Below are 26,964 nucleotides of genomic sequence, written 5' to 3'. Positions count from 1 at the left end.
GGAGTCTGACATGGATCCTCACTTCCTTGCTCCTCCTGAAGGGGCATGGTGAAGCTCCATCGGAGCATCTTTTTTCGCTTGCGCATCAACCCTTGCTCCAGAGCATCTTGACCCATGCGCCGCATGGTCAAGCCTCTCGCCCGTTGGTTTGGCAATTCCCATCCAACTGCGGCAGAGAAGGCCAATCCGTTCAGCAAAACTGCGCGGCTCGTGGGTCGCTTGGCGCGGGTCGAACGGTCCGGCATCTGTCGGCAAGCCGCATTCAGGGCAGAACATGCTTGTCACCTTTTCTAAACAACTGCGGTTGGAAGGCACTCTCATGACCTCCCACAGCTTATTTCAAATACATGGTTGCGTTTGACGAACGCTGCAATGCTCAACAAACCACATTTTTGGTGTAAAGGGATTGATGTGGATCAATGGACTTTAGTGGAGGATGGCTAAAGTTCTGCAGATGAATGATCCCAGACCATCAGGACCGCTGACAAGGCCGCAATTACCGTTTCTTCGTGGAGCGTTTCGGCCTTTTTTCCTGTTTGCTGCCCTTTGGGCTGCGGCCGCTGTGATCATCTGGGTTATGGCGTATTCCGGTGTACCTGTTTTCAGTCAGGCCGTTGATCCTCTGGCTTGGCACCAGCACGAAATGCTGTTTGGATTTGTCGGCGCTGCGGTCATCGGGTTCATGCTCACGGCGATCGCCAACTGGACAGGTCGGCCGCTTCTGGGCGGTGCTCCACTGGCCATTCTTGTCTTGTTGTGGATCGCCGTCAGGGTAACGCTCGCAGCAAGTCTGGGCAGCCCCTGGCTAAGTCTGATCCTTGAACTGACACTGTTCTTCGCTGTTGCGGCTTTTGCTGCGCGCGAGGTGGTTCTGTCGGCAAATCGCAATCTGCCCGTAGCCATCATTGTTGCTCTTTTCGGAGTGGCTGCGGCAATCGATCTGGCAGAGGGTGGCGGCATCCTTCCTGATCGCGATTTCGGGCTCAGGCTCGGGCTTGCCTTGGCCGTCTTGGTAATCGGTCTGATCGGCGGGCGGATCATTCCCGTCTTTACACGCAACTGGCTGGCACGCGAAAAAGCTGGCGGCTCTATGCCGGTGATGCCGAATGCCGCGGATATGCGTGTGCTGGGCCTGACAGTGGTTGCTCTTCTGGGTTGGCTTGCGTGGCCCAGTTCACCCGTGGTTGGCTGGCTGTTCCTCGCCGCTGCACTGGCTCATCTGTGGCGGCTGTCGCGCTGGCGCGGGTGGCGCACCTTTACTGATCCGCTGGTTGTCGTTCTTCACCTGGCGTATCTGTGGTTGCCGCTCGGGCTGGGGCTGCTCGGCTTGCATCTGGCATTCGAAGCGGTTGCACGATCCGCAGCCATTCACGCGCTGACGGCAGGAGCGATGGGTCTCATCATTCTGGCGGTGATGAGCCGCGCCAGCCTGGGGCATACCGGCCGGCCGTTGAAGGCCGGATTAGGGTTGACGCTGGCCTATCTTCTCGTCTTTGCCGGAGCGGTGGTGCGAGTCCTGACGGCGGTCGAACGGCTGGAAGGGATCTGGTCCATCCACCTCTCCGCAACCTTATGGGCTGGCGGGTTCGCTCTTTTCGTTCTGCTCTACTTCCCGATCCTGACCAGGCCGAGGCTTGATGACCCAGCACTTTGACCCACGAACAGTCGACCGGCTGTCCCTGCAACCGGCACCGATGGTGGACTCGTTCGGGCGCCACATCACCTATGTACGTGTGTCGGTGACCGACCGCTGCGATTTGCGCTGTCGATATTGCATGGCCGAAAAGATGACCTTCATGCCCCGGCGTGACCTGCTGAGCTTTGAGGATATCATTGTCCTGGCTGACGTGCTCATCTCCCGTGGCGTGCGGCGTATCCGCCTGACCGGCGGTGAACCTCTGGTCCGCCGAGATGTAATGCAACTTGTGGATGAGCTGGGTTCGCGTATCGGCAAGGGCTTGGACGAGCTGACGCTGACCACAAACGGCACGCAATTGGCGGGGCATGCCGAGGGGCTTTTTGCCGCCGGTGTACGGCGGATCAACGTCAGCCTCGACAGCCTCGATCCGGAACGCTTTTCCCGCATTACCCGACGCGGCCGGCTCGATCAGGTGCTGGACGGGATTGAAGCGGCGGCGGCAACGGGACTTGCCATCAAGATCAACATGGTGGCGCTTGCCGGGGTGAACGCAGACGAGTTCGATCGCATGCTGGCATGGTGCTCTGCACGGGGATTTGATCTGACATTGATCGAAACGATGCCGCTTGGCGAAATCGAGGATCATCGACCGAAGTGCTATTTGTCGCTGCAGGACGTTCTGGCCGATCTGCAAAAGAGCTGGACTCTCATACCCTCGCTTCACCGAAGCGGCGGTCCTGCGCGATACTATGACGTGGCGCCAAGCGGCACACGGCTTGGCCTGATTACTCCGATGAGCCACAACTTCTGCGATGGCTGCAACCGGATCCGCATTGCTGCAACCGGAACTGTCTATGGCTGCCTTGGGCATGAGCAGAAAGTGGAGCTTCGAGACATTTTGCGACAGGGCGGCCCGATGGCGGTCGATGCAGCGCTGGACGATCTCCTCGCGGGTAAACCGCGACGGCACCAGTTCGACCTCACCCGACCTGCCACGGCCCGCCACATGAGCGTCACCGGGGGCTGATAGAGCCACACACCGTTCTGCTGCTGGCCATGGCGACGGGGCTGGCAGCCATGCTTTTGCCACGGTGGGGAATGGCGGCGCATCGGCTTATCTGGCGCTCGCCGGGATCGCGCCTAAAACGATGCGTACGATCACGCTGACGCTCAACCTCGTTGTTTCCGCGATCGCGCTGGCCAACTACACTCGTGCGTGCCATTTCAATGGGCGCATGTTCCTGATTGTGGCTATCCCTGCGATACCGCTCGTGTCCGCAGGGGTCATCCCGCTTGCGCCTTGCGGCCAGTCGCCACGCGGACGATCATCCAAAGCTATGCCGCGCCAGAGCGCCAGTCGCTGCACGGCAGGTCTGAAGTTCTGGACACACGGCCTGTCGAACGGCTTACAGAAAGCGGGAAACCGTTCACCAACATCAACGACCCTGCCGCATCAGCCGCAACCGGATCGTCGCATCAGAAGTCGAGATAGCCAAGCCGATCACCGGGTCGAGCTTCAGGCGCGTCGGCCCGCCGTCGTACCAGAACATCGGCGAACATCAGCATGAACTGGCTACTGGAGTCCTGACTGCCGAGTGGGACAAGCCGACCGTCAACCCACCTTGCCCGCGCCAACGTCTCGCGGCTGCCAACAGGAGGAAATGCAGCTCCAGCCAAAGCATCGCGCCAGTCCAGCGCACCACCTGTTGCCCGCCCTGCAAGCCCGCTCACCAGCGGCACCAGAAACAGCCGTGCCGTTACCAGCGCAGAGGTGGGATTGCCCGGCAGGCCGAGGATGAGCGTTCCGTTCCGGCGGCCCAACCACACAGGCTTGCCCGGCTTGATGGCGACCTTGTTGAACAACAACGCCAGATCGCTCCCGAACATGGCTTTTGCGAAATCGCGCTCGCCAACCGAAGCACCGCCTGTCACCACCACCAGATCGGCCTTGTGCAATGCTTGCTGTGCGCGCTGCCCCAGCACTGCCATATCATCGGGCAAATGGTCGCGCTGAACGATCTCACCGCCTGCCTCACCGATCATGGCGGCAAGAGCAGGCGAGATGCTTTCCGGGATGGTGCCAGGGTTCCCTTGCGCCTCACCCGGCGGGACAAGTTCGTCTCCTGTGCTCAGGATCGCCACACGCGGCCGCCGCACGACGCTCAATTGTGCCAGATCGGCTCCTGCCGCTGCCACGAGCGCGCGTGCGGTCAATCTGGTGCCTGCCGGCAGGAGCTCGTCACCTGCTTTGAAATCTCCACCGGCTTGGCGAATATGCCGTCCCGGGCCACATTCATGCACAGTGAGCATCACGCCGTCTCGCGAGCAGTTCTCCTGGATTACGACCCTGTCGGCACCAGCAGGAACGGGCGCGCCGGTAAAGATACGCACGGCTTCTCCGGTGCCGAGCGCCGGTGGCTGCGGTGTCCCTGCAAAGCTCTCGCCCGTTACTCGCAGGCTGGCTGGCAGGTTTTCCACGTCGCTGTCCTGCACCGCATATCCATCCATTGCGGAACTGTCGTTGCGTGGAGAGGCGATGCCAGCGATGACTGCGCAGGCCAGTGTACGATCATGAGCTTCTGCAATCGACACAGCCTCCGCACCAAGAGGATGCGCGAGGGACTGCACGATCCCGAGTGCCTCATCAAGCGGGAGAAGATCGGTCATCCGCTCGTGCCTCCTTCCCTGGCAATGATGCTAATCGCGCCGATCAACATCTTCCGGTCGATGGCTTCGACCATATCGCGTGATGTAAGGCAGACATTCAAGACAGCGGTCAGCGTCTCCACTTCGACACCAGTCTGCCCATTGGTGCAAGCTTCGGCTTTGATCTCAAGGCCAGGCAGGTCAGGTGCAATCATCGTGCGAACTACAAACTTGGTCAGAGCGAGGGGGTGGCATGGCGGGATGAGGTCGGCTGTGCGTTCTGCTGCCCTCACGCCTGCCACTCCCGTAGCAGAGATAACCGCGCCTTTGCGAGCGGTGCCGTTCGTCACAGCCTCGATTGTCGTCGGCATGCGACGCAGAACGCTTCGCGCTTCTGCGTGGCGGGCGGTCGTCAGTTTATCACCCACATCGACCATGCTGGCGCGCCCACCTGCATCGACATGCGTCAGCCCGCTCATGCGCAGACGTGACGCAGCCGGGGGATCGTGCCCGCCAGAGAGCAGGGCTTATGCCGGCTGTCGAGTTCGTACGCGAGGATATGATCCCATCCGTCGCGGCAAGCGCCGTTCGAGCCGGGCAGGCAAAAGATGAAAGTGTCCTGCGCTTGCCCTGCAAATGCCCGTGATTGCAGGGTGGCGACCCCGACATTTGCCTGACTGATCTGGTGAAAGAGGATCGCAAAACCATCCATTTCCCTGCGAAACAGAGGTTTGACTGCCTCGGGCGTCACGTCTCGCGGAGAAAAACCGGTGCCGCCGGTGGAGATGATCACGTCTACGTCCGGATCTTCAATCCATCGTTCAATCGGTGCGCGGATCGTCTCTATTACATCTTTGACAATGGTTCTGTCTGCCAGCTTGTGGCCCGCTTGCACCAGCCTGTCCATCAACAGCTTTCCGGAACTGTCGGATGCTTCGTCACGGGTGTCGGAAACGGTCAGAACTGCAATGTTGAGAGGATGGAAGACGGCACCCGGATCAATCCCGCTCATTGTTTCGCCATCTCCAAAGCTGTCGTATTCCAGCGTGCTACATCCGCCAGGTCTTCGAGGCGAGGCTCGATCCAGCGAGCACCTGTCGCGCCGATTTCCTGCTTCCAGAACACCGCCTGTGTTTTCAGCAGGTCCATGAGGAAATCTGCGGCAAGAAACGCATCACGGCGATGACGCGCGGCCACACCGGCAAAGACGATCGGCTCGCCAAGCAGGATCGTACCTGCCCGGTGTACCGCAGTCACTGCATCAACCGCAAAGCGACTCTTCGCCACCGCAGCGATTTTCTCGAGTGAACGTATGGTCAAAACGGGATGATGCTGGAGAACGAGTGCCGCGACGCCGCCGTCCTCCTCGCGAGCCAGGCCCACAAAGCTGACAACCCCGCCCGCTTTGCCACTTGCCGCGGTCAGACTGGCCAGTTCCAAGCCTGGGTCGAGCGGCTCATGCAGGATGGCGCGGATCATCCGCCCGACACCACCGGGATACGTTCGATCGGACATCCCGGTCCAGCGATCATGCCATCCACTGCCAGAGCGCCGTCCACGCAGGCCCGCACCCCGGGATCGGCTAGCAGTTCCCCAAGCCGGGGTTCGAGGGCTGCCACCCGCGCGCGAACATCCTGCACAAGCTCACTCCGATCGCCGCCGTCTACCCGAACCGAACTGCCCAGAGGGTCGGCCAGCTTGCCAAACAGGATGACTTCGCGCTTTTCGATCATCAGTGCCATCCTCGTGCCTTGCTGCGCTCGCATGCAAAATAGTTCCAGCGAAGAAAGATGCTTTGATCTGTATCATATAGCGCTCTGCCGCCGGGCCTAAAAGGATGCGATCCCAACAATGGACGTGTCACATGAACAGTCAGGTTCTCTCGTCTCCTTCCCCCGGTGCGGCTCGTGCGACCTGGCTCAGCACCATTGCCTTTACCGCCTGTTTTGCGGTCTGGACGATCTTCGCCATCATCGGCATCGGCATCAAGGAAGAGCTGGGCCTGTCGGAAACCCAGTTCGGGCTGCTTGCCGGCACACCAATTCTGACAGGCTCGCTCGCGCGGGTGTTTCTGGGTATCTGGGCCGACCAGTTTGGCGGGCGCAGGATCATGGCGCTGACCATGATTGCCGCCGCCATAGCGACGTTTCTGGTTTCCTACGCAGACAGTTATGCAATGCTCCTGATTGCCGGACTGGGAGTGGGGCTCGCAGGCGGTGCATTTTCCGTCGGTGTGGCTTACGTCGCCACGTTCTACCCACCGGGAAAGCAGGGAACTGCACTCGGCATCTTCGGCGCCGGCAATGTCGGCGCCGCTGTTACGAAGTTCGTCGCGCCTTTTGTCATGGTGGCGTTCGGGTGGACAGCAGTGGCGCAGATCTGGGCTGTGGCACTGGCCGCGATGGCGGCAGTCTTTTACGTGTCCTCACCACAAGATCCACAACACATTGCGCGCAAGGCTTCTGGGAAACGTCCTGAACCGATGAGCGAGCAATTGAAGGTGTTGCGCGATGTGCAAGTGTGGCGCTTTGCACTCTACTACTTCTTTGTTTTCGGAGCTTTTGTCGCCCTCTCTCTGTGGCTGCCCCGCTATGTCATGGGAGTCTACGACATGGGCATCAAAGAGGCAGGGATGCTCGCGGCGTTCTACTCCATACCCGCAAGTCTGTTCCGGATTTATGGCGGACATCTTTCCGACAAATACGGAGCCCGCCGGGTACTCTACTGGACCTTTGGCGTGTCATCCGTGTGCACCTTTCTGCTGAGTTACCCGCCTACAAGTTACGTCATCGACGGGATCAAGGGACCGATCGCTTTCTCCACCCAGATGGGTCTTGTTCCATTTCTCATCACGATCTTCGTGCTCGGCTTCTTCATGAGTCTCGGCAAGGCGGCCGTTTACAAGCACATTCCCGTGTATTTCCCTGATCGCATAGGTGCGGTGGGCGGTCTGGTCGGCATGATCGGAGGGCTTGGCGGCTTTGTTCTTCCGCTGATCTTTGGTGTCATGCTCGATCTGACTGGCGTATGGACCAGCAGTTTTGCCCTGCTCTTTCTGATTGTCACCATTTCGCTCATATGGATGCACTTTGCGATCCAATACATGGAGCGCTCGCGCCAATTGCAGGGCCGCTCCGACGCATCGCCTGAACTGCCGGAGATGGAAGGCCTGGGTACGGTGGGCACGGCCACTCACTTTGGTAAAGCGGCACCTATCCACGCATCAGAGATGCCTGCGCTTGCGGTGTCTGCCGCTTCCGGAACGGGTTCCGAAGGTCTTCCGACGCAAAGGTCGACGGATGCAAATGCGGGGCTATCGCAAGCCGGTGTCCTCTCGAACTGGCGGCCGGAGGATCCGGTTTTCTGGAAAAGCCAGGGAAAGGCAATCGCGCGCCGTAACTTGTGGATTTCGACCTATAATCTGCTGCTGGCATTTGCCGTGTGGATGGTCTGGTCAGTGGTGGTGGCCAAACTGCCGGGAATAGGTTTTGAATTTACGACGGACCAGCTGTTCTGGCTGGCCGCTTTGCCAGGGCTGTCGGGCGCGACACTGCGCATATTCTATTCCTTTCTCGTTCCGATCTTTGGCGGCCGGTTATGGACAGCCGTTTCCACCGCGACGCTTCTGGTTCCCGCGTTCGGGATCGGCTATGCTGTACAAAACCTGGAAACACCGTTCTTCATCTTCCTGGTGCTGGCGCTGCTATGTGGCCTGGGCGGCGGCAATTTCGCCTCCTCGATGGCAAACATCAGCTTCTTTTTCCCCAAGGCGGAAAAAGGCAACGCACTCGCGATCAACGCAGGGATCGGCAATCTTGGTGTCAGTGTCATGCAATTCCTGGTGCCTGTGGTTGTCACCATGGGCCTGTTCGGCGCATTGGGCGGGCAAGCGCAGCTCGCCGATGACGGTGCCGTACTCTACCTGCAAAACGCGGGGTTTGTCTGGGTTCCGCTCATCATTATCGGAACCGTCGCTGCCTGGTTGGGGATGAACGACATCGCTTCGGCGGAAGCATCATTTGCCGACCAGGCCGCAATTTTCGGGCGGAGACACACCTGGCTGATGTGCTGGCTGTACACCGGAACATTCGGCACCTTCATCGGCATGTCGGCAGGATTCCCGCTGCTCACCAAACTGGTCTTTCCAGAAATCGACGTGCTCAAATATGCGTTCATCGGGCCTTTCGTGGGAGCTGCATCGAGAGCCGCGACCGGCTGGGTAGCTGACAGATTTGGCGGTGCGCGGGTCACCTTTGTCGTGTTTCTGGTGATGATGGCGGCAATCGCGGGCATGATCTGGTTTCTGAACGCAGGCGATTTCTGGGGCTTTTTTGGCATGGTCCTGCTGCTGTTCTTCGCCAGCGGTGTTGGCAATGCCTCCACGTTCCAGATGATTCCCAACATCATGCGGTCCGAAATACGCCGGCTCGCGCCCGCACTGAGCGCAGACGAGCAGCGAGGACAGGCCGAGCGCGAGAGTGCCGCAATCATCGGCTTCACGTCTGCCATCGCCGCCTATGGGGCGTTCTACATCCCCAAAGCCTATGGCTCGTCGATTGAGATTACGGGTGCGGCCAATGCGGCTCTGTGGGGGTTCTTCGCGTTCTTCGTCAGCTGCGCTCTTTTGTCATGGATCATCTACAGCGGCCCCCGAGGTTTGCTAAAGCAGATCGAGACGCGCCGTGCCGCACCAGCATATGCTTGAGGACCAACATCTATGAGCCATTTTCTTGACCGGCTGACCTTCTTCAAGCGAATGCAGGATAGCTTCTCCGACGGGCATGGTATCACAACAGATGAATCGCGGCAGTGGGAAGACGCTTATCGCAAACGCTGGGCGGCGGACAAGATCGTGCGTTCGACGCACGGGGTGAACTGCACTGGCTCGTGCTCCTGGAAGATCTACGTCAAGGGCGGCATCGTCACTTGGGAAACGCAGCAGACTGACTATCCCCGAACCCGTCCTGACCTGCCCAACCATGAACCGCGCGGTTGTCCGCGCGGAGCGAGTTATAGCTGGTATTTGTATTCCGGCACCCGTGTCAAATATCCGATGGTTCGCGCCCGGCTGCTTGAGCATTGGCGCGCGGCGCGGCTGTCGATGTCTCCGGTTGCGGCCTGGGCTGCCATTGTTTCCGATCCGGTCAAGCGGTCAGACTGGGTCAAGCGACGCGGTCGAGGAGGGCTCGTCCGCTCGTCCTGGCAAGAGGTGAACGAGATTATCGCGGCGGCAAATGCCTATACGATCCGCGAATACGGTCCCGATCGTGTCGCCGGCTTCTCGCCGATCCCGGCAATGTCGATGATCAGCTATGCAGCCGGGAGCCGCTACCTGTCGCTGATTGGTGGCACAATCCTCAGCTTCTATGACTGGTATTGTGACTTGCCGCCTTCCAGTCCGCAAACCTGGGGCGAGCAGACCGACGTTCCCGAAAGCGCCGACTGGTACAATTCCAGCTATCTGCTGGTGTGGGGCTCCAACGTGCCGATGACGCGCACGCCCGATGCCCATTTCTACACAGAGGCACGCTACCGTGGCACCAAAAGCGTGGTCATTTCCCCTGATTACAACGAGGCCGCAAAATTTTCCGACATGTGGCTGCACCCCAAACAGGGAACTGATGCCGCATTGGCGCTGGCGTTCGGCCATGTCGTGTTGCGCGAATTCTATGTCGATCGAATGTCTGATTACTTCACTGATTATACGCGCAAATACAGCGATTTTCCATTCCTGGTCAAATTGACGGAGCAGGATGGGCGGCTTGTTGCCGACCGTCATCTGCGCGCCTCGGATTTTTCCGGCAATCTTGGCGAGGCGGAAAACCCGGAATGGAAGCCGGTGGCTCTCAACGAAGCGGATGGAGAACCGGTCTGTCCCATTGGCACGGCCGGACACCGATGGGGCGAGAAAGGTCACTGGAACTTGGCCGAAGTCGACAAGGACGGAAATCCGCTGAAGTTGCTCACCACGCTCAAGCATGATCATGACCAGATCGTATCTGTAGGTTTTCCATACTTCGGATCAGAAGCATCCAACGGCTTCGTCGCGACCGAGCATGATTCAATCCTGATGCGCAACGTGCCTGCGCGCGAGATTGTTCTGGCAAGTGGCGAGCGGATCATGGCCACCACCGTCTTCGATCTGTTCTGCGCCAACTATGGTGTCGACCGCGGCTTTGGTGGTGCAAATGTCGCAAAGTCGTTCGACGACGATATCCCGTTTACGCCAGCATGGGCCGAGCGCATAACCGGGGTTCCGCGCGATGCCATCATTCAGACAGCGCGCGACTTTGCCGCCAATGCGGATGCGACCATGGGCCGCTCGATGGTGATCCTCGGGGCCGGTCTCAACCACTGGTATCACATGGACATGAGTTATCGCGGCATCATTGCGCTGCTCGTGATGTGCGGCTGCATCGGGCAATCGGGTGGCGGGTGGTCTCATTATGTCGGTCAGGAAAAGCTGCGTCCGCAGACTGGCTGGTTGCCTCTGGCAATGGGTACGGACTGGGTTCGTCCGCCGCGGCAGATGAATGCGACCAGCTTCTTCTACGCGCATACAGACCAGTGGCGCTATGAAACAATGACCGTCGACGATATCATCTCGCCCACGGCACCCAAAGCCGACTGGACCGGATCGATCATCGACTACAACGTCCGTGCAGAGCGGATGGGCTGGCTACCTTCCGCGCCGCAACTGCAACAAAACCCGCTCGATGTGGGCGCCGCCCTGCGGCAATCGGGCAGCAATGCTACAACGGCGATACCGGAAATGCTGCAATCGGGCGAAATCCAGTTTGCCAATGCCGATCCGGACAATCCGCGCAATTGGCCGCGCAACATGTTCTTCTGGCGATCCAACGTGCTCGGCGCGAGCGGCAAGGGGCACGAATATTTTCTCAAGCACTTTGTCGGGTCGATGCACGGCGTTCTGGGTGTCGATGGCCCGCAAAGCGGCGTCGTGCCGCCGAACGAGGTCAAGTGGCACGAGGAGGCACCAGAGGGCAAACTGGATCTGATGGTCAACATCGACTTTCGCATGTCGACGACCAGCCTTTATTCCGACATCGTCCTCCCGACAGCCACCTGGTATGAAAAGAACGACCTCAACACGACTGACATGCACCCGTTCATCCACCCGCTGACCGCGGCAGTGGACCCGGCATGGGAAGCACGCAGCGACTGGGCCATCTTCCGGGGCATCGCGGAAGCGTTTTCGAAGATTTCTCCAGAGGTGCTTGGTGTGGAGCAGGACGTTGTCCTCTCGCCAATCCAGCACGACAGCCCGAATGAAATAGCGCAAGCCTTCGATCCCAAGGATTGGGGTCGAGGCGAATGCGAACCAGTTCCTGGCAAGACCATGTCGACCATTCACGTCGTCGAGCGCAATTATCCGGCAACTTTCGCCCGCTTCACCTCTCTTGGACCGGCGTTGGAAAAGCTTGGGAACGGGTCTAAGGGGATCAATTGGGACACAAAGCACGAAGTGGCCCTCCTGGCGGCGCTGAACGGCACATCACTGCATGAGGCAACGGCGGGCCGTCCGCGGATCGACAGCGACATCGAGGCTTGCGAAACGATCCTGATGCTGGCTCCCGAAACCAACGGCGAAGTGGCCGTTAAGGCTTGGGCTGCGCTTGGCGAGAATACCGGCCTGGACCACCTGCATCTGGCCGAAGGCAAGGAAGAGGAAAAGATCCGTTTCCGCGACATTGTCTCTCAACCACGCAAGATCATTTCCTCACCGACATGGTCGGGCCTGGAGAGCGAACATGTGTGCTACAACGCCGGCTACACGAATGTGCATGAGCAGATCCCCTGGCGAACACTTACCGGACGCCAGTCGCTTTATCAGGATCACCAATGGATGCGGGCGTTCGGCGAGGGGTTCGTCACCTGGCGGCCTCCGATCGATACGCGCACTGTGCGGCAGGTTCTCGGCAAGCTCCCTAACGGGAACACGGAAATCCAGCTCAACCTCCTGACTCCGCACCAGAAATGGGGCATTCACTCGACCTACACCGAGAACCTCATCATGCTTTCGCTGAACCGCGGCGGACCTGCCGTCTGGATCAGCGAGGACGATGCGCGCGCAGCGGGGATCATCGACAACGACTGGATCGAGGTGTTCAACATCAATGGTGCGCTCACTGCCCGGGCAATCGTTTCGCAGCGGATCATGCCAGGTTCGGCGATCATGTACCACGCGCAGGAAAAGCTGGTGAACACAGTGGGTTCGGAGGTTACTGGCCTGCGCGGTGGCATTCACAATTCAGTCACGCGCATCAACATGAAGCCAACGCACATGATTGGCGGATATGTACAGCTCGCATACGGGTTCAACTATTACGGAACTGTCGGTGCAAACCGGGACGAGTTCGTGATTGTTCGCAAGATGAGCGAGATCAACTGGTTCGACAAGGCCGATATGCCCGAAGAGGCCAATACGCGCCCTGTTGTCGTGCAGAAGGAGATCGCACGATGAAAATTCGCGCGCAAATTCCCATGGTTCTCAACCTTGACAAGTGCATCGGGTGCCACACCTGCTCGATCACCTGCAAGAACGTGTGGACCAATCGCGAAGGCGTGGAATATGCCTGGTTCAACAATGTCGAATCCAAGCCCGGCATCGGTTATCCGAAGGATTGGGAGAACCAGGAGCGCTGGAACGGAGGCTGGCACCGGCGGGCCAATGGCCGGATCGAGCCCAAACTCGGCTCGAAGTGGCGAATCCTTTCGAAGATTTTTGCCAATCCGAGCCTACCCGAGATCGACGATTTCTACGAGCCATACACTTTTGATTACGAATGGCTTCACAAGGCACCCGAACTCAAGGCGCAGCCCACGGCTCGTCCGCGATCTTTGCTGACCGGTGAAAATCTGAAAAAGATAGAATGGTCGGGCAACTGGGAAGACATGCTCGGCGGTGAATTCTCGAAACGATCCGAGGATTACAACTTTGCCGGAGTGGAGAAGGAGATCTACGGAGAGTTTGAAAAGACCTTCCTGATGTATCTGCCGCGGCTGTGTGAGCACTGCCTCAACCCTACATGCCTCGCGGCCTGCCCATCCGGTGCGATCTACAAGCGCGATGAGGACGGTATTGTCCTGATCGATCAGGAAAAATGCCGGGGTTGGCGCATGTGCGTGTCGGCATGTCCTTACAAGAAGATCTACTACAACTGGGCCAGCGGGAAATCGGAAAAATGCATCTTCTGTTATCCCCGTATTGAAACGGGCCAGCCAACGGTCTGCTCGGAAACCTGCGTTGGTCGCATCCGCTATCTCGGCGTGGTGCTCTACGATGCGGATCGCATCGAGGAGGCCGCTTCGGTTGAGGATCCCAAGGATCTTTATCCGGCGCAGCTTTCCCTGTTCCTCGACCCCAATGATCCGGAGGTTCAGGCTCAGGCCAGGCTCGACGGGATACCCGAAGCCTGGATTCAGGCGGCGCAGCGTTCCCCTGTTTACAAGATGGCCGTGGAATGGAAAATCGCTTTTCCGCTTCACCCTGAATATCGCACACTGCCGATGGTCTGGTATGTGCCGCCCCTGTCACCCATCCAGTCGGCGGCCGAAGCAGGCAAGATCTCCGAGCGGGATGGCATGCCCGACGTGCGTTCGTTGCGCATCCCATTGAAATATCTGGCCAATCTGCTGACCGCTGGAGATGAGGATCCGATTGCGCTTGGTCTGGAACGGATGCTGGCAATGCGGGCATACATGCGGGGCAAGCGTGTTCACGGTATCGGGGATGAAAGCATCGCGACGCGTGTCGGCCTGACAGGTGCCACGATCGACGAGATGTATCGCATCATGGCCTTGGCAGCGTACGAAGATCGCTACGTGATCCCCACCGCACATCGTGAGTTTGAAGAGGACGCGTATGTTCTGCGCGGTGCTGGCGGTTTTGGTTTCAGGGAGGTGACCGAAGGACGCACGCCAAGCCTGTTCGGCGGCAAAAAGGCTCAACCAGGCAAACCAGTCGAGCGGGAGGCCATGTGATGCTCGGCAGGAAACAGGTTCGACCGATGTCCTTCTCGCTACGCACCCTGGCAGCCTTGCTCGGTTATCCGAGCAAGAACCTCGTCGAGGCCGTTCCCGAATTGCGCGCCGCCCTGGCCGAGGAGAACGCGTTATCAGCGAACAGCAGGACCGCGCTCGAACCGCTGCTGATCGGCTTATCAACCCGCAATCTTTTTGACCTTCAGGCCGATTACAGTGAGCTGTTCGACAGCACGCGCAGATTGTCACTGCATTTGTTCGAGCATGTGCATGGCGACAACAAGGACCGTGGCCAGGCGATGAGCGATCTTGGCCTGGAATACATCAAGAATGGTCTGGAGATGACCAGCAACGAACTGCCGGATTATATTCCCATGTTTCTCGAGTTCACCGGCCAGCTTACGCCGGAGGCTGCGCGTGACTGGCTGCGGGAACCGATCGAGGTGTTCACTGTCCTTGCCGAGCGCCTGGCGGACCGCGAAACTCCTTATGCCGCAGTCTTTGCGGCAGTGGTGGAGCTGGCCGACGGGCGACCCGATGCCGGGCGTGTGGAAGAAATTGGCAAAGCCTTCGCCGAGGACGAGAACAAGAGCGTGGACGAATTGTGGGAGGAGGCCCCTGTCAGCTTCGGAACCGCGGCTTTCGACAATGGCGGTCCTACCGGGGTAATCGCCCGGATCCGCGCCTCCAATCGGGCGCGCAAATCACAAGAAGGAGCGCGGCATGAGTGAGTTTGTCCATTATCTGCTGTTTGGCTGGTATCCCTACCTTGCCGTGACGGTGATGGTCGTTGGCAGCATCCTGCGCTTCGACACCAATCAATATAGCTGGCGCTCGCAGTCGAGCCAGTTTCTGCGGCGCAGACAGATGCTGATTGGATCGAACCTGTTCCATCTCGGCATCCTGGTTTTGCTTGGCGGTCATCTGGTTGGCCTGCTAACTCCCATTCAGGTCTTTGACTTCTTTGGGGTGCAGCATCAGTGGAAGCAGGTGCTGGCGCTGGTAGCCGGCGGAATTGCCGGAGTGGCAGCGTTCATAGGCTGCACTCTCCTGCTTCATCGAAGGTTGGTCGATCCGCGCATCCGGCGAAGTTCCGCGACTTTGGACATCGTCGTTCTCGCGCTCATCTGGTTTCAGATCCTGCTCGGGCTATCGACCACCTATTGGACCCTTCAGCATATAGACGGGCGCGAAATGGTGAACTTCATGGCATGGGCTAACGGCCTCCTGACGCTGCAGCCCGGGTCCTCCAGTTACATCGTGCAGACGCATATCGTCTACAAGCTGCACATTGTGCTCGGCCTCACCCTGTTCCTCCTCACTCCGTTCACGCGACTGGTGCACGTGTTCAGCGCACCCATCTGGTATCTGTTTCGGCCCGGTTACCAGATCGTGCGGACACGCCGCGGTAAAGGCGCTCCGCCCCGGGCTCCACAGCCTTTCGGAGGCGCGCCTGCCTACACCGCTGGTCCGGCTTCCGAGCGAGCGTTCACCGAGGAGGCGCAGTAATGGCGCGCAAACTTGATGTGATCAACATCGGCGCACCTGTCTCCCAGACGGAGCCTGCCATGCCCTCCGCCTGCGAAACGCACGGCTGCGGCGGCGCCGACGAGCAGATCGTGGCGTTGCCCGCGTTCGGCATAGTGACGGTTGATGGGCATGAGATCACCGCCGAGCAAATCGCCGAGGAAATGCCTCATCACCCTGCTGCCAGGGGAGAGGATGCCTGGCGTGCGGCGGCGCAGGCGCTGGTGGTACGCCACCTCCTGCTGCGGGAGGCGCACAACAGAAGTCTGTCGGCCGACAGCGCAGTCGTGCAAGGCAAGCGCGCGACCGAAGACGAAGCTCTCGTCAAGGCGCTGCTCGATAATGTCGTTGGCGAAGCCGTTCCTACCGAAGAAGAATGTGCCCGGTACTACCAGGCCAACCTTCACCGTTTCCGCACACCAACGCTTTACGAAGCCTCCCATATCCTGATCGAACCGGAAGAAGGTGCAGGGCAGGATGGCTGGGATGCCGCCGAAGTGCAGGCGCGCACTATCATTGAAGCTGTTGCGGATGATCCCAAAGCTTTCTCAGAAGCGGCGCGGGAGTTTTCCGGCTGTCCATCAGGCCAGCAGAATGGCTCCCTTGGACAGATCCGCCGTGGTGAACTTGTGGAACAGGTCCAGCTGCACATCGAGACAACGCCAACAGGTTCGATCAACCGCGAGCCGGTGCGGTCGAAACATGGATGGCACGTGATCCGCCTGGACCGGATCATCGATGGACGCGAATTGCCTTTCGAGGTGGCGAAAGACAAGATTGCTGACCTGCTCGAGGCGCGATCCTGGACCATATCGGCGATGCAGGTGGTCCAGTCGCTCGCTGAGAAGGCTGATATCAAGGGTGTGGTACTTGATGCTCCGCCAATTGAACACGACCAGCGCCAAGGAACGCTTGCGGCATGATGCTGGGGGATTACCTTGCGCTCGCCAAGAAAGCAGGCGCAGATGTACATGGCTGGCTCGCAGCCGCTGGGCCGCTTCAGGCGCGCGCTCTTGAAAAGCTTGCGCAACAAGAAGACCTCGCGCCTGCACGCGCTGCACGGATGGCGGTTGCCGATTTCAGCCGGTTCGCGGGCGAAGAGGATTGGACAACGCTTATCAGCCATGTGCGGGTCGCCCCGGATCCGGCGCTCGCATGTCTGGGCGCGATGATCGATTGGCGTCTGGCACAAAAGCCATGCGGCGCACACGATGTATCAGCGCATCAACACCAGGTACAAAAGGAGCGCGCGTGAAATGGTTCGTCGAAATCCCACCTCCGCAGAGCAGACGCATGCTGCAGACAACGCTCCGCTCAATCCTCGTCTGCTGCAGGCTCATGGAGATGCACGCACGAAAGATGCGCCGGTGGCACCCCTTGCCTCCGTCTCTGTCAAGGGGCGTGATTACAACATCTGGCCGATAATCTGGCTCGGCACGCTGGTGATTTCAATTTTGATCGTGCTGATCTGGCTGTTGGGTTAACTTAAAAGCTCGACTTCCCGCGCCGGGATTGCCATGTGCAAATGAACTTTGGAGTTCATCTTGCTGAAAGCTCCGCATAGCCAATGCCTGCAAAATGCTCCGGTAACATTACCGCCGGATCACCCCTGCTACTCCTGCGAAGTGCGACGGGTTTCGGTGTTCTATGCTCTACAATGCCGAGACCTGTCAGAGCTGCGGAGAATTGGCAATGTGCGCGAACTCAAGGCTGAAGAAGCTTTGTTTCATCAAGGCAGTGATGCCAGCCTTGTCTACACGGTCATCTCAGGCAGCCTCCGGCTAGGCCGGCTTCTTTTCGATGGCCGCCGGCAGATCACGGGCTTTGCGCTGCCGGGGGAATTTCTCGGTATCGCGATGGACGAATTGCATGATGTTACGGCCGAAGCATTGGAACCGAGCCGCATCTGGTGTTTCCCCCGCCTCCGGTTCGACAGCCTTGTGGCATCCATTCCACCTTTGAAAGATTCGCTGCTGGAGAGAGCTCGACAGGATTTAACAGCAGCGCAACAGCAGTTCATCGTACTGGGCCGCAAGACGGCGATCGAACGGGTCGCATCGTTCCTCGTATATCTGCACCGGCGCTTTGAACGGACGGCTGGCACGTCCTTGAGCAACATCACTCTGCCCATGGGACGGGCGGACATTGCCGATTATCTGGGTCTGACCAAGGAGACAGTAAGCCGGGTTTTCAGCCAGCTGAGGAACAGCCGGATCATCAGGCTGGAGACCTTGACCTGTATCCAGATCCTGAACCAGCCAGCATTGGAGGCAGTCGCGGAAGGTGAATAGCGGGGGCCTGGCATAGCGGGGGGGTTGCTAGTAGCGCGCGTCGATTTGCACCCAGCCCTTTGTGGTGTCAGCGGCGAAATCGACAGCATCGTAGTGTGCTAACTTTAAGGTCAGAGACACCGACCCGAAGAGGCGGCGGCTTACCAACGCGTTCCACTCACGGCCATAATGAAGGTCATCGGTTGTCGAGCGGAAATCATGATAAACCACTCGGAAGGTCGTTGCCGACAAAAAGCCGCGCCTTTCCTCAACCTGATATGCAGCGTCAAGATAAAGGTCGCGCAGTCCCGTAGGCGGCGTAACCAGGAACTTGTCAGCCCAGCCATTGAAGGCGTGTAGCGTTGCCAGCGGAGTCTGCAGCGCCGATGCGCCATTTCCTCCCAGTCGCTCGTAGCCAAACCTGACGCTGGCCGGGCCAAAGCCAAATCCCGGTTCCATCAGCAGGTAGTCATGGCTGTCACTGACAGGGTTGCGGCCAGCATCGAACTGTCTTGCGAATTCCAGAGCATAGACAGCGCTGAGGCCGCCAGCCACACCATGGCGCCCTGTAAACCGCGCGCCAAAGGTCCGGTTTGAAAGCGGCGGAGCTTCGGGAATGTCGAACCAGTAGCCGTATGTAACAAGTGAGCCCAGTTCACCGATATCTTTGGCAATGCGCAGCAGGTGGATGTCGTTGTCGCGCCAGATACCTTGCGGCGAGTCAGGTCCAAATACCCGGTTGACGCGCCAGGCATAAGCATAGTTTGCGGAGATGCCGGTGTTGCCCACCTTTTCGACACTGCCGGCCACGGCGTCAAGCGTCTGATCGTTCTGCCGCCACCCGACCGAGCCGACCCATCGCTGATTGTCGTAGTTGATCGTTTGTCTGCCAGCAGTCACCTCCAGGCCAAGGTGTGGCTTGAACCGGACATATGCCTGGTTCAGCAGAACATCCTCTGGATCAGCCACGATCGGTCGGTTCATTACGTTGTTGGCCGTATCGTTGAACTTGTCGGGACCGAGATGAACGATCGTCTCGCCTTCGACATGAAGACTGACCTTATCGATCGGGTCCACCTTGGCACCAAACCGCAGGCGCAGCGTCGAGGCATGGGCATCAAGATCGAAATCGTCCTGCTCGACATATTCGTAGCGATACCGGGTATCGAGCGCCACATCGATCCAGTCAGGCAGCGCGCCTGCCCGTTTCGCTGCCGACGAAGCGCCAGCGGGAGCCGCCTGCGCGACAGCGGATTGGTGAGGAAGAGCAAGAGCGGTGAAGCCAGCCAGGAGAACAGCTACGCGGTCCATATCTTATGTCTTTCGTGCTTCGCGGATCACTGGGTAACGGTCTTCGCCATTCGGTGTTTTGCGGCAGATCATATCTGCTGATCAAAAGAAGTTTTCTCACCGGTTGCCGAAAACAGGGTTCGAACACCTTTAACTTACCCGAACGCTGCGGCTCCAGCAGAGCAGGCAATGCTTCGTGTCGCCGTTCGTAAACGGCACGCTGAACGTTGCGCAGCACAGCTGCCTGGACCCCCGAATGTCGGCGTCCTTCACAGCGCCGCAGCGTTCGTGGCGCATGATGACGATCAGCGGCACCTGCAATGTCGGCACCGCGAATACGAAGCTTCTCAGCGAGCTGGTACAAAGCGTGTACCCCGCATCGCGGGACATCAACAGCTCACCAGGCCCTCGCCCGAACAGCAGGTCCCGCGCAATCCGGCTTTCGGAACAGGAGAAACAGGTCGCGATTGGATACTGCCCCGCAGCGTGCCTCAGCCGTTCTGCGCGATCCAGCGCTTCATCGGGAGGCATGCCGCTCCTGTATGCGCCTTTACCCGCTGCACATTGACTCAAGTCATCGTTGCTTTGCTCGTCGACGTAAGAGCATTGGTGCAAAGCAAAAGAGGAATAGTGCAAAGCCAAGCATCCAGAGCCCGCCGGCGAGCCGCCATGCCTCGCCCACAGGTACGATGTTCGTACCAGCCAGAACGCGAACAGCGGCTCCGGCGGAAGTCAGCAGCACCGCAACCAGCGCCGCCGGACGCCATGGCGCCTGCCGTCCGGTCTGTGCGATACTCATGCGGGCCATGACGGCGAGGATCATGCAGGAAATTGCGCCTGCCGTGAGGAGGTGAATAACATTTGATTCATCGCCAGTATCTGCGGTTGTCAGCGCCAGCAGGCCGATAGGCAGCCACAGATAGCTGATATGCAACGCGAGCACCGAGGGTTCATGCCACACCCGATACGGCTGCCAGCGCACCGCGCGCACCAGGTGAACCGCGCTTGCAAGACCAAGCATGACCCTTGCCAGCACGCCGGCATCTGCGACCCAGAGCAGGCAGGCAGCCGCAGTGATGAGATGAACTGCATCGTCGAAACGGGTCTGCTGCGCAGTGATCGTCCGTCCGGTTGCGCGCGGCAACACGTTGCGGGTGAACGACGGCACCAGCTTTCCTCCGATGATGGATATGAGGAGGACGAGGAGCGCTATACCCATTCGCTGAACGCCAACCAGATCCGGCAGGGCGCCTGCCGCAGCATAGTGGTCTGCAAGACATGACGCGGCAAACAGACCGACAACGATTGCATTCGTCCCGCCGCGTCCCTTGCCGTTCCAGCTCTCTCGTCCGCAGACGGCCGCCAGTGCCAGGAAAAAGCTGGTATCGATCAGCGCAGCTGGCCACGGTGTTTCCCACAACCCCGATCCAACGGCATTGATCAACCGCGCGAGCGCCCACCAGAGCACCATGGCAAGGAGCGGCATCCCGATCGCGGGCAGTCGACCGCTCCAGTTCGGCGTCGCGGTCAACAGATACCCTGCCATCGCCGCGCCGACGCCGCCGAATATAAGCTCATGGCGATGCCAGGCGACAGGAGGGAAGTGGGAGGGGAGTTGCACCACCCCGGCCAGCATCGCCAGCCATAAGGCCATCGCCCCCAGGAACCACAAAGTGCCAACCAGGAAGAACGGCCGGAAGCCGCCCTGCAGAACAGCAGGTGCGCGCGCTTCGCGGGCGCGCCGAAGGGCAAGACGCCTGGCTCCGTTCATGCAGCTAAGTCTCGCACACGCTCACCCGCACTTCGAACAACCACAAGAGAGGCATTTTTGCATCCATCTTCGCGGATCATGCCGGGCATTTCACATTGCGGGTAGTAGGATCCTGCCAGGAACGGGGTGGGCGCATTCAGTGCAGGCTCAGTGAGCAGGTCGAGCTGCGCAGGCACGAACTGCGCCATGTGCCCCTCGATAATGGCACCGATCACTGCCAGCAGCGAGGACGCATAGTGCTCTCCTGACCCAGCACCGCCGCGCGGGTCGAGCACCGCCTTCAGTTCTTCGGCAAGGAAGGAGCCATCGCCTCCGCGACGGAACACTGCCGGGATCGAGCGGGTCAGCGCAAGCGTCCATGTGTGGTAACCTGTGTTCTTGGAGTTGATGAAGATCTCGAACGGCCGTGTGCCGCCGCCCTCCTTGGTTGATCGGCACATAAAATGCATGAGCCGATCCAGGCCGCTTCGGCTTGTAAGTAGTGCCATTCAGGATTTCCTCACGATTTGGCGGGTCGTCACGAACCGGATTTGCAGGAATATCCTTCTTCGCTTCGGCAGGTTTCTCGATGCTCAACACAGAACCTGTTATCACGTTTGGACGATAAGTCGTCAGCCCCTTGCAACCGTGTGCAAAGCCGTCGCCGTGGACTTCCTTGAAATCAGCAAAGGCGATCTCGTGTGGCACGTTCACCGTTTTCAAGATTGAACTGTCGATCATCGCCTGTGCCGAGGACGGCATTGTCACATGGCCAGCGGGAGTTAGGGACCGGGCGCTGACAAACAGTCCAGCCAGCTGCTCCTTGTCGCCTCGCAGCGCAGGCCATTGGCGCAGTGCAACGTCCTCGACCGCTTCCTGCCGCGCTGTGCTACCGGAGTTGAGCATGTGCCGCTGATCGCTGTAGGCAAAGACCGGCTCAATTTCGGATGACACATTGCCCGCCAGCAGCGAAGTGGTGCCTGCCGGCGCTATCGAAGTGAGGCAAGCATTGCGCAAACCATGCTGCGCGATCAACCCGCGCGTGTCTTCGTCCAACGCCTTCAGATTGGACCGGTCGAGCACCACCGGGTCATAGACCGCAAAGGCACCCTTTTCGCCCGCCAGTCCTGCCAACGCGCGGTAGACAGCGGTCCGGATGGCACCCCGCCACTCCTCCAGCAAGGCCACCGCGTCTGCGGAGCCATAGGTGCGGCCGCAATAGAGCAGCGCGTCGGCCAGCCCGATAATGCCAGGACCGATGCGGCGTTTCGCCTTTGCTTCGGCTTCCTGTTCGGCGAGAGGATAGCGGTTGATGTCGATGATGTTATCGAGCAGGCGGATCGCCGTACCAGTGAGTTTGACAAGCGCGCCGCAAGATCGAGCCGCGCGTCCTTTTTGAACGGCCGTTCGACCCGAGCAGCGAGGTTCATGGAGCCGAGCAGGCACGCGCCACAAGGCGACAGCATCTGCTCGCCGCAAGAATTTGGAGCGTTGATGGTTTTCCAATGCGCCAGCTTGTCGCGCGCATTCACCCGGTCAACGAAAAGGACGCCGGGTTCGGCGACGTCATAGGTGGCGCGCATCAGCCGTTTCCATAACTCGCTCGCCCGCACCGTGCAGCAGACCTCGCCGTCGAAAACCAGTAGCCAACCGGCATCTGCGTCGAGCGCCTTCATGAAGATGTCATTGACGAGCACGGAGAGGTCAAAATTGCGCATTCGGTCTGAATGGCGCTCGGCGTCTATAACGCTTTGATGTCCGGGTGCGGAGTTTTCAGCCACCATTGTGTCGCGTCGCGCGCCAGTGAAATCTGCGTCAGCCGGTTCGGCCTCATAGCCGCTGAAACGGTACTTCGCAGACCAGATTTCCCCCGCAATGGGTGCTTCAAAATTCATACGCGGCAACTCACTGGTCTGGAGTACCTATCACACCGTATGGAACGAATGATTTACATCACAAGTGCGGTTGATTGGCGAGATGGACACCTGCAACAACCATGAATTTGCCGCTGTGACTGGCGGATTGCGGGGATTACCGCCGTAAATCCCATCAGATGGACCTGATTGGCGGCTTTTAGGCGATGTTCCTCGGCCTTTAAGTCCTTTTCGGCGGATTACAGACACATTTGTCCCGTGGCTGCGCACCGTTCTTGGAACAGCAGGCGATCGAAGGTGTAGGCGAGGTCGGCCAGCGTGAGTTTGGTCTGAGCGCGGGGTAACGACTGACAAGGCAATCAAGGTAAGCTGCGCTCGTCCTGGCCACATGATCAGCCTTTCGGCCTTGTCTAGATCAGACCTTGGAGCAAAGCGGAACAAAACAAGACCCCGCTTTCTGCGCTAGAGGTCAAGAATGGCAGAATGCCGCCATTTCTACAATATCTTGGAACGTTCCGATGAGAACAAATGGTGCCCCATGAAGGGCGAACATGGGAACCCGGATTTGTGGACTGTCGTGGTGCAGCTTTCTTGAGCGGTAAGTCGCTCCTCGAATGGTGAGGGGAGCTGCGCTGATCACCGGTCAGCGCAGCTGTCTAAGCATACAAGTTGTGGATTGACCTGGTTTCGAGCTTGGCCTCAAACCGGCTTACAGCTGCAAAGAAGGATCGAATTTATGGAGAGGCAAGCTCACGAACTGAACTACGTGCGGAGGCAGGAGCCGCTTCCAACGGTTGAGGTAGACGTGGACAGTTTGGATCCGGAAGGTCCAACTGTCGCGGACATCGTGGGTGAGGCTCTCTCAAAGCATGCAACCGGCAAGCCGAACATTTGCGCGACCGCGTATATGTATTTCACCCCCAGTGTAAATTTCGGTGAGCCAACATCTTCCGAATTCGTGATGGTGGCGGGCCCGAAGGCTTTGTATGACGTTGTCCTCGCGGCGTTTCGAGCGATCGGAAAAGTGCGATGTCGCCCCAGCGATATGCTGAAGCCAGAAATGCACATGGCGATAGCGCATGTTGAAGAAGGCTTGGTCTGGGAGCCTTTGGACACAATAACGTGGGGGACGACGGCTTAAAATCGGCGGGCGAAGGTTTCGCTTCGTCCGAGATGCTTACGCTTCACGCGCAATGACGGTGTCGTAGCCACCAACGGTACTGAGCCCTTCGTGGCTGTCGATGCCTGTGTAGCGGAGCGAAGCGTCTTCGTAGCGTCGGAAGGCAAACACCGCAGCGTTCATACGTTCCGTGTTGAACACCTTCAGATCCACAAGCAGGTTGAAATCAGCCACGGTCAGCCCCGTTACAGTACGGAATAGATCGGGTTCGATCTTCGTGATCACATCAACGAGGGTGTTCTCACGAAAATCCGTGAGATACATGAATGCCGGGATACGTGTTGCGAACTTGATCAGCTTCTCCTGCACCTTCTTGCGCAGAGACTTGTACTCCCTTTCCTCGTCCGTCAGTTCCTTCTTCTCCTTGGACGCTAGGTCCTTGTCCTTCGCCTTCTTCTTGATGTCCTTAATCTTTTCGGCCTTATTGATGATCGTCTCGATCACGTTATCGCCAAGCGCGCGCCAGCCTTCGATCCGTTCGACCGCTGCCATTGCTTCTTCGTCTGCCAGCACGCGGCGCAATGTGTCGTTGTCGACATTGACAAGCATTGCGGATTCCCATTTTCGGGCAAGCAATGTGGCGGATGTCCCCGCCATCGCAATGTCGAGAATGCCGCCGGCATCGATCTGCATCATGTTGGCGCCATCATAGGCGAGCACAGGCAGGAACGAGACCAGGTCGGCGACGGCCTTCTCGGGATTGCCCTCGTTAGGCGAGAGACCAATGCCGTATTCGGAGATTTGCCGGAGCGCGCGGGTCGGTGCGAAATCGAATACGAAGCACACCGGCTTCAACACGTCTTCCCGATTGGGACCGTCGCCGTCCGGGTTCTTGATCGACCAGGGCGACTGGACGCGAAACGCAGCCTGGAAATAGGTTTCTGGCGACTTGAGGTTGCGCAGCATCAGGATCGAAGACCACTGCGGAACAGTCACGCCTGTAGTCAGCTTCCCACACGACAAGGTAATGGTCTGTGTGTCATGGCCGGAACCGATCGCATCACGAACCGGTGGCAGCGCGTTGAGCCCAATTCCGGCTCGCGGTCCCGCAGCCACGATCACGTCGTAAGCCTTCCAGAAGACGTTCTGCGGCTCTTCCAGAATGTTCTTCATCGCCTCGCACGCGGCGACGCTTGGCAAAAACCAGAATGCGTGGTTGAGGTAGGGGAGCAGCCTGACATCCGAGTATGGAAAGGGTGGTTTCCCGCCGGCCTTCAACGCATCGAGCGTTTGGGGTGCAAAGGACCCGCGAATGATGTCCAGCCACTTCTGGACCTCGTTCTTATGTTTGAAGGTTGCGAGCACATCCTTGCCACTGGCAGAGAAAAACTCGCCGAGATCGAACTCGTCGAACTCGCCGCCGCTTGCGATAGCCAAGAGCTCGTCGGGCATCTGGTAGGTCAGCAACCGCATTTGCGGCAAAGCGGCATAAGGATTGCGCTCTTCCGGTTGGGCGACCGCGAACTCGGCCTTGGCCCGCTGTTCGTCGGTGTAGGTCCAGTTGAAGATCTGCTCCTCGATGAACTCGCCGGTCGCCAAAGCCTTGAAGGGCGTACCGGAGAGATAGAGGTACGCTTTCGTCGTTATCGGCAGGAACTCGGCCTCGTCCTCAGACAGGTCTTCGAGATCCTCGTTCACGGTTTCCAGGCTGGATGCGTAGGCCAACTCTTTCTTGGCGACCTCGGCATCTTCGCCCTCGAACAGTTCCTTCGCGGCATCGCGCCAGGCGCCGAAGTGATATTCGTCGAAGATCACAAGGTCCCAGTTGATCGCGTGGATCCACTCGTTGCGGGCCTTTATGTTACCATAGCGGTCCGTGCCCAGTAGGTCCTGGAACGAGCCGAAATAAACTAGTGGCGTATCTTTGGGCACATCGAGCGGACTGCCCCCGGCATTGCGGGAGATGTATTGCCAGCCATCGAAATCGACGTGGTTCTTAAGGTCAGCCTCCCACGCATCCTCGACGGCAGGTTTGAAGGTGACGACCAGCACGCGCTTTGCTTTGAGCTTCTTCGCTAGCTGATAGCCGGTGAAGGTCTTGCCGAAACGCATCTTGGCGTTCCACAGGAAGCGTGGGACAGCCTTAGGGTCCTCGGCCCAGCGGGACTGGAAATAGTCGTGAGTGACCTTCACCGCCTCGGCTTGTTCGCGGCGCATGGGGAAGGTCTCGTGACGAGCGGATTCGAAGCGTAGACCTTTGCGCAGTTCGGTAATGGCACTCTTCACGTCAGCTGGCGAGCAACGCATCCATTCCCGCGAAGCACCGATAACGACTTTCTCGAAGCCCTTCTCGATCAGACGGCGGCGGACATCATTGTCGCGAAAGATGGAGCCGTCATCGCGCTCCGCAACTTCATCCACATGCAGCGTGTAGGCCTGCTGCATCTGGCCCTGCGACTGGCGGATGCGGTCATTGACGTCGGCCTGCGTGGTTTGCCCGACCTTTATCAGTGCGGTATAAGCAGGCGGCGGATCGTTGGGCGTCCACGCGTAAATGCGCAGACGGCCATCTGGCTTGGGAAGCAAAATTTCATCGATTGTCAGCTTGATCACGTTACGCCTCCATCGGCCGGATCAGGCTTTCAATGAACTTAATCTCGTCGTCAGCGATACCATACTGTTCGAACAACTGTTCATCAGTCCACAGCCTGTCCCAAGTCTGCATCGGAACCCACTGGTACGTGGAATGCGTGGCGTGCTGTGTGATCTTTCGAAGCGAAACCAAGAAGCGGAAAAAACGGGTTCTATAATAAGATTGTAGGCTCTGTGCCTCCTCATGAGAC

The 26,964-nt window shown here is 58.9% G+C and carries 22 protein-coding genes and 3 pseudogenes; 12 read left to right on the top strand and 13 right to left on the bottom strand.

The window, feature by feature from the left end; translation table 11 throughout:
* Nucleotides 1-436: 436 nt before the first annotated feature.
* Nucleotides 437-1,654, top strand: coding sequence for an NnrS family protein (locus RM533_RS07645; protein ID WP_311340640.1), 1,218 nt, complete (start codon nt 437-439; stop codon nt 1,652-1,654).
* Nucleotides 1,638-2,666, top strand: coding sequence for a GTP 3',8-cyclase MoaA (gene moaA / locus RM533_RS07640; RefSeq protein WP_311340639.1), 1,029 nt, complete (start codon nt 1,638-1,640; stop codon nt 2,664-2,666). The genes RM533_RS07645 and moaA overlap by 17 nt, the downstream gene beginning before the upstream one ends.
* 449 nt (nt 2,667-3,115) lie before the next feature.
* Here moaA and RM533_RS07635 read toward each other — a convergent pair whose 3' ends face one another.
* Genes RM533_RS07635 through RM533_RS07615 form a run of 5 tightly spaced genes read right to left on the bottom strand, consistent with a single transcriptional unit; the run spans nt 3,116 to nt 6,018 of the window.
* Entirely contained in the window at nt 3,116-4,306 is a 1,191-nt protein-coding gene (locus tag RM533_RS07635; RefSeq protein WP_311340638.1) for a molybdopterin molybdotransferase MoeA, read from the bottom strand.
* Nucleotides 4,303-4,764, bottom strand: coding sequence for a cyclic pyranopterin monophosphate synthase (gene moaC / locus RM533_RS07630; RefSeq protein ID WP_311340637.1), 462 nt, complete (start codon nt 4,762-4,764; stop codon nt 4,303-4,305). The genes RM533_RS07635 and moaC overlap by 4 nt, the downstream gene beginning before the upstream one ends.
* On the bottom strand, nt 4,761-5,297 hold the full coding sequence (gene moaB / locus RM533_RS07625; RefSeq protein ID WP_311340636.1) for a molybdenum cofactor biosynthesis protein B: 537 nt from the start codon (nt 5,295-5,297) through the stop codon (nt 4,761-4,763). The genes moaC and moaB overlap by 4 nt, the downstream gene beginning before the upstream one ends.
* Nucleotides 5,294-5,800, bottom strand: a complete 507-nt coding sequence (locus tag RM533_RS07620) for a molybdenum cofactor biosynthesis protein MoaE (RefSeq protein ID WP_311340635.1) — start codon at nt 5,798-5,800, stop codon at nt 5,294-5,296. Before RM533_RS07620 ends, moaB begins: the two co-directional genes overlap by 4 nt.
* Nucleotides 5,761-6,018, bottom strand: a complete 258-nt coding sequence (locus tag RM533_RS07615; RefSeq protein ID WP_311340634.1) for a hypothetical protein — start codon at nt 6,016-6,018, stop codon at nt 5,761-5,763. Before RM533_RS07615 ends, RM533_RS07620 begins: the two co-directional genes overlap by 40 nt.
* Nucleotides 6,019-6,149: 131 nt before the next feature.
* On the opposite strand from RM533_RS07615, the gene RM533_RS07610 reads away from it, so the two are divergent.
* The 9 genes from RM533_RS07610 (at nt 6,150) to RM533_RS07570 (ending at nt 18,108) form a co-directional block, all read left to right on the top strand.
* Nucleotides 6,150-8,990 carry a nitrate/nitrite transporter gene (locus RM533_RS07610; protein WP_311340633.1) on the top strand — a complete coding sequence of 947 codons (2,841 nt, stop codon included), beginning with the start codon at nt 6,150-6,152 and terminating at the stop codon, nt 8,988-8,990.
* A gap of 12 nt (nt 8,991-9,002) precedes the next feature.
* Nucleotides 9,003-12,770: a nitrate reductase subunit alpha gene (locus RM533_RS07605; protein WP_311340632.1), complete on the top strand. Its 3,768-nt coding sequence runs from the start codon at nt 9,003-9,005 to the stop codon at nt 12,768-12,770.
* Nucleotides 12,767-14,290 carry a nitrate reductase subunit beta gene (gene narH / locus RM533_RS07600; RefSeq protein WP_311340631.1) on the top strand — a complete coding sequence of 508 codons (1,524 nt, stop codon included), beginning with the start codon at nt 12,767-12,769 and terminating at the stop codon, nt 14,288-14,290. The genes RM533_RS07605 and narH overlap by 4 nt, the downstream gene beginning before the upstream one ends.
* Nucleotides 14,291-14,316: 26 nt before the next feature.
* Nucleotides 14,317-15,021, top strand: coding sequence for a nitrate reductase molybdenum cofactor assembly chaperone (gene narJ, locus RM533_RS07595; RefSeq protein ID WP_311340630.1), 705 nt, complete (start codon nt 14,317-14,319; stop codon nt 15,019-15,021).
* A complete protein-coding gene (narI, locus tag RM533_RS07590; RefSeq protein WP_311340629.1) occupies nt 15,014-15,799 on the top strand; it encodes a respiratory nitrate reductase subunit gamma in 786 nt (261 codons plus the stop codon). The genes narJ and narI overlap by 8 nt, the downstream gene beginning before the upstream one ends.
* Nucleotides 15,799-16,740, top strand: a complete 942-nt coding sequence (locus RM533_RS07585; RefSeq protein WP_311340628.1) for a peptidylprolyl isomerase — start codon at nt 15,799-15,801, stop codon at nt 16,738-16,740. The genes narI and RM533_RS07585 overlap by 1 nt, the downstream gene beginning before the upstream one ends.
* Nucleotides 16,737-17,072, top strand: coding sequence for a hypothetical protein (locus RM533_RS07580; protein ID WP_311340627.1), 336 nt, complete (start codon nt 16,737-16,739; stop codon nt 17,070-17,072). The genes RM533_RS07585 and RM533_RS07580 overlap by 4 nt, the downstream gene beginning before the upstream one ends.
* A gap of 1 nt (nt 17,073) precedes the next feature.
* Nucleotides 17,074-17,301, top strand: a complete 228-nt coding sequence (locus tag RM533_RS07575) for a hypothetical protein (RefSeq protein WP_311340626.1) — start codon at nt 17,074-17,076, stop codon at nt 17,299-17,301.
* A 210-nt stretch (nt 17,302-17,511) separates the two neighbouring features.
* On the top strand, nt 17,512-18,108 hold the full coding sequence (locus tag RM533_RS07570) for a helix-turn-helix domain-containing protein (protein WP_311340625.1): 597 nt from the start codon (nt 17,512-17,514) through the stop codon (nt 18,106-18,108).
* Between the two features lie 27 nt (nt 18,109-18,135).
* Here RM533_RS07570 and RM533_RS07565 read toward each other — a convergent pair whose 3' ends face one another.
* From RM533_RS07565 to RM533_RS13655, 6 genes and pseudogenes are all read right to left on the bottom strand, one after another.
* Nucleotides 18,136-19,398: an alginate export family protein gene (locus tag RM533_RS07565; RefSeq protein ID WP_311340624.1), complete on the bottom strand. Its 1,263-nt coding sequence runs from the start codon at nt 19,396-19,398 to the stop codon at nt 18,136-18,138.
* Nucleotides 19,399-19,527: 129 nt separating this feature from the next.
* Nucleotides 19,528-19,908 (bottom strand): carbonic anhydrase, encoded by a 381-nt coding sequence (locus RM533_RS13665; RefSeq protein ID WP_432265047.1) that lies wholly within the window; start codon nt 19,906-19,908, stop codon nt 19,528-19,530.
* Between the two features lie 43 nt (nt 19,909-19,951).
* The gene (locus RM533_RS07560) at nt 19,952-21,148 is read right to left on the bottom strand and encodes an NnrS family protein (RefSeq protein WP_311340623.1); all 1,197 of its coding nucleotides are present in this window, start codon (nt 21,146-21,148) and stop codon (nt 19,952-19,954) included.
* Entirely contained in the window at nt 21,145-21,597 is a 453-nt protein-coding gene (locus tag RM533_RS07555; RefSeq protein ID WP_311340622.1) for a hypothetical protein, read from the bottom strand. The genes RM533_RS07560 and RM533_RS07555 overlap by 4 nt, the downstream gene beginning before the upstream one ends.
* A gap of 214 nt (nt 21,598-21,811) precedes the next feature.
* Nucleotides 21,812-22,573: pseudogene (locus RM533_RS13660) on the bottom strand (hypothetical protein); the annotation flags it as partial.
* Nucleotides 22,516-22,845 (bottom strand): annotated as a pseudogene (locus RM533_RS13655) (hypothetical protein); the annotation flags it as partial. The pseudogenes RM533_RS13655 and RM533_RS13660, both read right to left, overlap by 58 nt.
* Before the next feature lie 892 nt (nt 22,846-23,737).
* Between RM533_RS13655 and RM533_RS07545 the strand changes: the two are divergent.
* Entirely contained in the window at nt 23,738-24,142 is a 405-nt protein-coding gene (locus tag RM533_RS07545; protein ID WP_311340620.1) for a hypothetical protein, read from the top strand.
* A gap of 36 nt (nt 24,143-24,178) precedes the next feature.
* Here the strand turns inward: RM533_RS07545 and RM533_RS07540 are convergent, their stop codons facing one another.
* Together RM533_RS07540 and RM533_RS07535 are read right to left on the bottom strand one after the other, a co-directional pair.
* Entirely contained in the window at nt 24,179-26,734 is a 2,556-nt protein-coding gene (locus RM533_RS07540; RefSeq protein ID WP_311340619.1) for a DEAD/DEAH box helicase family protein, read from the bottom strand.
* 1 nt (nt 26,735) lies between these two features.
* Nucleotides 26,736-26,964, bottom strand: a pseudogene (locus RM533_RS07535) (Eco57I restriction-modification methylase domain-containing protein); the annotation flags it as partial.

The organism is Croceicoccus esteveae (assembly GCF_031846435.1).
Taxonomy (GTDB): Bacteria; Pseudomonadota; Alphaproteobacteria; order Sphingomonadales; family Sphingomonadaceae; genus Croceicoccus; species Croceicoccus esteveae.
Note: the sequence above shows the minus strand (reverse complement) of the source record. Positions and strands in the feature narration are given on the sequence as shown.